This is a genomic window from Bradyrhizobium vignae, assembly GCF_004114425.1.
In the GTDB taxonomy this organism is placed as follows: Bacteria; Pseudomonadota; Alphaproteobacteria; order Rhizobiales; family Xanthobacteraceae; genus Bradyrhizobium; species Bradyrhizobium vignae.
Map to the genome: position 1 here is coordinate 1 of NZ_RDQF01000150.1, position 994 is coordinate 994.

Here is a 994-nt window from a genome sequence, read left to right on the forward strand (position 1 = left end):
ACCGCCTTCAGCTTCGTCACCAGACGCTTCAGTCCGTTGGCATCCTTCTGGCGCGAGACCAGAACCGCGTCCGCGGTCGCGACCACGACGAGATCGTCGACGCCTTCGAGCGCGACCAGCGCGGAATCGGTGGTGACGTTGCAGTTGCGGGAATCCTCGAACACGGCGGTGCCGTGCGCCGCATTGCCCAGCGCGTCCTTCTCCGAGAGCTCCCACACCGCGTGCCAGGAGCCGACGTCGGACCAGCCGCACGATACCGGCACCACGGCGGCGCGCGAGGTCTTTTCCATCACCGCATAGTCGATCGAGATCGCCTTCGCCGCGCCGAACGCTTCGGGCTCCAGCGTGACGAAGCCGAGATCGCGGCCGGCATTGTTGACGGCGCCGGTGACGGCCTCGACGCTTGCCGCATCGACCCTGCGATATTCGTCGAGCAGCACAGCGGCCGGGAACATGAAGTTGCCGCTGTTCCAGAGATAGCCGGAATTGACGTAATCGGATGCCTTCACCGCGTCCGGCTTCTCGACGAAGCGCGCCACCGCATGCACCTCGCCGGAGATCGCCTCGCCCGGATTGATGTAGCCGTATTCGGTCGCCGGCCGCTCCGGCTTGACGCCGAAGGTGACGATGCGACCGGCGCTCGCAGCCGTGAGGCCTTCGCGGCACGCCGCGACGAAGGCGGCATTGTCCTGCACCACGTGGTCGGCGGCGAGCGCGAGCACGATCGCTTCACTGGCGCGGTTCTGCGCGAACACCGCGCCGGCGGCGATCGCGGGGCCGGAATCGCGCCGCATCGGCTCGAGGATCACGTCCGCCTCGATGCCGATCTCGGCGAGCTGCTCCAGCACCATGAAGCGGTAGGCCGCATTGGTGATGACAACAGGACGATCGAACAGCGAGGGATCGGACACGCGCAGCAGCGTGTCCTGGAAGGTCGAGCGTGTGCCGAACAGCGGCAGGAATTGCTTGGGCCGCACCTCGCGCGAAGCGGGCC

The 994-nt window shown here is 67.3% G+C and carries 1 protein-coding gene; it reads right to left on the reverse strand.

Annotated features, from left to right (window positions below; translation table 11 throughout):
• A partial coding sequence (locus EAV90_RS39175) for a mannose-1-phosphate guanylyltransferase/mannose-6-phosphate isomerase (RefSeq protein ID WP_129146482.1) occupies window positions 1–994 on the reverse strand: 994 nt, incomplete at both ends.